This window comes from Stenotrophomonas sp. YIM B13575, assembly GCF_042787595.1.
In the GTDB taxonomy this organism is placed as follows: domain Bacteria; phylum Pseudomonadota; class Gammaproteobacteria; order Xanthomonadales; family Xanthomonadaceae; genus Stenotrophomonas; species Stenotrophomonas lactitubi_B.
The window spans coordinates 1-2869 of the sequence record NZ_JBHZOP010000207.1 but is presented as its reverse complement, the minus strand read 5'-3'; the positions used below and the strand labels follow the sequence as shown (position 1 = coordinate 2869).

Below are 2869 nucleotides of genomic sequence, written 5' to 3'. Positions count from 1 at the left end.
AGCGCCGGGCCATGCCCGGCGAGCGCGCAGCGCGGGCTGCGTCGCATGCAGGAGACATGTATCGCACAGCCGCCGGGCATGGCCCGGCGCTACCCCCCCTTGTCGGGCGGGTCTTTGCGGCGTTTCGCACGCGGGTGCGCCGCATCGTAGACCTTGGCCAGATGCTGGAAGTCCAGGTGCGTGTAGATCTGCGTGGTGGCGATGTCGGCATGGCCGAGCAGTTCCTGCACACCGCGCAGGTCGCCGGAGGATTCCAGGATGTGGCTGGCGAAACTGTGCCGCAGCATGTGCGGGTGCACGTGCTTGAACAAGCCTTGGCGCTGCGCCAGCTGGCGGATGCGGATCTGCACCGCGCGCTGGCTGATCGGCCCGTTGCGGCCGGGAAAAACCGGTGTAGCGGCACCACCACCGCTTTCGCTGCGCCAGGTCAGCAGCGCCTCGCGTGCCGGCTTTCCGAAGGGAACGCGACGTTGCCGGTTGCCCTTGCCCATCACGTTGACCAGGCCACTGGCGAAATCCAGGTCGCGCCAGGTCAGCGCGCAGACTTCGCTCAAGCGCAGGCCGGAGGAATAGAACAGTTCCAGCAGCGCGCGGTCACGACGACCCAACTCGCCTTCCGGTTCCAGTTCAACCAGCTGCACGGCTTCGTCGGCGTCGAGCACCTGCGGCAATCGTCTCGGTGCGCGCGGTGCTTTCAGTGTCGCTGCCGGGCTGGCCTCGATACGGCCATGCTTGAGCAGCCAGGCATAGAAGCTGCGGCAGGCCGACAACCGGCGCTGCAGGCTCTTGGCCGACAGGCCACGGCGGTGTTCGTCGGCAACGAACTGGCGCACCGCGTCGGTATCCAGTGCCTCCACGGCCACGCCGCGGGGTTCGGCCCACACCGACAATGCGTCCAGGTCGCGGCGGTAGGCATCGAGTGTATGCGCCGACATCCGCCGCTCCACCTGCAGGTGCTGCAGGAACGCCTGCACCGCGCTCATCGTCGTCGTTTCCCGCTCAATCCGCGAAGCGCTTGAGCCCGGTCACCAGGGCCTCGCCCATCATCCGCAGGAACAGCGTGCCCATGCCGGGATAGAAACGGTTCGGATCGTGGCTGCCCACCGCGATCAGGCCAACGCCCGGCAGCGGCAGCAAGGCAGTGGTCTGCACTTCCTCACTGCGCGCGCCGTACAGCACCGCGTTCTTGTCGCTGTGCAGGCGGCCACAGATCGGCTCGCCATCCTTCAGGCAGTCGCGGAACGGGCCCAGCTGCGCATCATCGGCGGCCAGCACCTGCAGCCACTCGGCCTGCTCCAGCCCGGCCACCGGCGCATGCACCACCAGCCGCACCAGATCGCCGGCGAAGTCTTCCTGCAGCGACGCCGCCATCGCGCGCAGCGTGTCGGCGGCATTGTCCTGCTTCATCAGGGCCAGGGTGAGCTGATGCGTGCGCACCGCCAGCCGCTCGTTGACCTGCGCGGTCGCGCCCAGGTCGGCCAACCGTCGCGCCAGCTCGCGGTTCTTCTCGCGCAGCACTTCCAGCTGGTAGCTGGCCAGCGATGCGGTCGGGCCGTCATCGCGTGGCACCACCAGGGTCAGCGCCAGGTCCGGGAACTGCTTGAGGAAGCCCGGATGACGCCGCAACCAGGCGGCGACTTCATGGGCGCCGAGCTTGTCGACGGTCTCAGTCATGCGATCCACTCCCCTTCGAAGACGAATGCGGTCGGGCCCGCCATCACCACCGGCTGGCCATCGCCCGGCCACTGGATGCGCAGGTCGCCACCGGGCAGGCTGATGCGCGCATCGCGCTGCAGGCGGCCGCGATGCATCAGGGTCACCGCAGCCGCGCAGGCGCCACTGCCGCAGGCCAGGGTTTCACCCACGCCGCGCTCGAACACGCGCAGGCGCGCATGTTCCGGGCCCATCACCTGGGCGAAGCCCACGTTCACCGACTTCGGGAACGACGCATGCTGCTGCAGCAGCCCGCCTACGCGCTCAACCGGTGCAGCGTCGACCAGGCCCACTTCGATCACTGCGTGCGGATTGCCCATCGACACCGCCGCGAAGCGCACGGTCTCGCCCTGCAGTGGCAGCAGGTATTCCTCGCGCGGGTGGGCGAAGCCGATCAGCGGCACCTGCGCCGGCTCGAACAGCGGCACGCCCATCGCCACCGCGTACTGGCCTTCGCCGAGCACATCCACGGCGTGGCTGGCCAGCGGGCTGTCGATCACGAAGTGATCGCCCTGCGCACTGCCCTCGCGCACCAGCCAGGCCGCGATGCAGCGCGCGCCGTTGCCGCACTGCTCGGAATTGGAACCATCGGCGTTCCAGATGCGGTACGAGGCGACCGAGCCTTCGGCGCGCGGCGGCTCGATGGTCAGGATCTGGTCGCAGCCGACGCCGGTATGGCGGTCGGCCAGGCGCGCGGCCAGTTCCGGGGTGGGCGGCGGGGTGCCGTCGCGCAGGTCGATCACTACGAAATCGTTGCCCGCGCCGTGCATCTTGCTGAAGCGCAGACCGTTGCTACCGGCCTTACTCATTCCCGTCGTCCACCTTCTTGACCGGGTCCGGGGTGACCGACGGACTGCCGTCACCGGTGCTCTGGGTGGCCGCGGGCGTGGTGTCGGCATCAGCGGCCGGTTCGACGGTTTCTTCCACCGGTACCGGCTTCTGCGGCAGCACCAGCGGGCCCTTGTTGCCGCATGCGGCGAGGAACAGCAGCGAGGCCGCTGCCAGCGGAATCAGGATGACATTGCGATGGGGGATGTTCATGCCCCGAGTATAGCCATTGGCGGCTGAGCGGTTGGTGCAGGATGCCGCGCCACGCATCCGCCGGGCATGGCCCGGCGCTACCGCAACCAGACACCCCTGGCAGCGCCGGGCCATG

4 protein-coding genes are annotated in these 2869 nt (G+C 68.9%); all 4 read right to left on the bottom strand.

Annotation, left to right across the window (positions count from 1 at the left end):
• Positions 1-89: 89 nt before the first annotated feature.
• The 4 genes from xerC to ACFX4F_RS21065 are packed head-to-tail and all read right to left on the bottom strand — an operon-like array spanning position 90 to position 2754.
• A complete protein-coding gene (gene xerC / locus ACFX4F_RS21080; RefSeq protein ID WP_089236976.1) occupies positions 90-983 on the bottom strand; it encodes a tyrosine recombinase XerC in 894 nt (297 codons plus the stop codon).
• A 16-nt stretch (positions 984-999) separates the two neighbouring features.
• On the bottom strand, positions 1000-1674 hold the full coding sequence (locus tag ACFX4F_RS21075) for a DUF484 family protein (RefSeq protein ID WP_025877290.1): 675 nt from the start codon (positions 1672-1674) through the stop codon (positions 1000-1002).
• On the bottom strand, positions 1671-2522 hold the full coding sequence (gene dapF / locus ACFX4F_RS21070; RefSeq protein ID WP_380658307.1) for a diaminopimelate epimerase: 852 nt from the start codon (positions 2520-2522) through the stop codon (positions 1671-1673). The genes ACFX4F_RS21075 and dapF overlap by 4 nt, the downstream gene beginning before the upstream one ends.
• Positions 2515-2754 carry a lipoprotein gene (locus ACFX4F_RS21065; RefSeq protein ID WP_089238116.1) on the bottom strand — a complete coding sequence of 80 codons (240 nt, stop codon included), beginning with the start codon at positions 2752-2754 and terminating at the stop codon, positions 2515-2517. The genes dapF and ACFX4F_RS21065 overlap by 8 nt, the downstream gene beginning before the upstream one ends.
• Positions 2755-2869: the final 115 nt, after the last annotated feature.

What these genes read in the sequence shown, in the direction of transcription:
- xerC (WP_089236976.1), bottom strand. Translation starts at nt 983, where the DNA reads ATGAGCGCGGTGCAGGCGTTCCTGCAGCACCTGCAGGTGGAGCGGCGG.
- ACFX4F_RS21075 (WP_025877290.1), bottom strand. Translation starts at nt 1,674, where the DNA reads ATGACTGAGACCGTCGACAAGCTCGGCGCCCATGAAGTCGCCGCCTGG.
- dapF (WP_380658307.1), bottom strand. Translation starts at nt 2,522, where the DNA reads ATGAGTAAGGCCGGTAGCAACGGTCTGCGCTTCAGCAAGATGCACGGC.
- ACFX4F_RS21065 (WP_089238116.1), bottom strand. Translation starts at nt 2,754, where the DNA reads ATGAACATCCCCCATCGCAATGTCATCCTGATTCCGCTGGCAGCGGCC.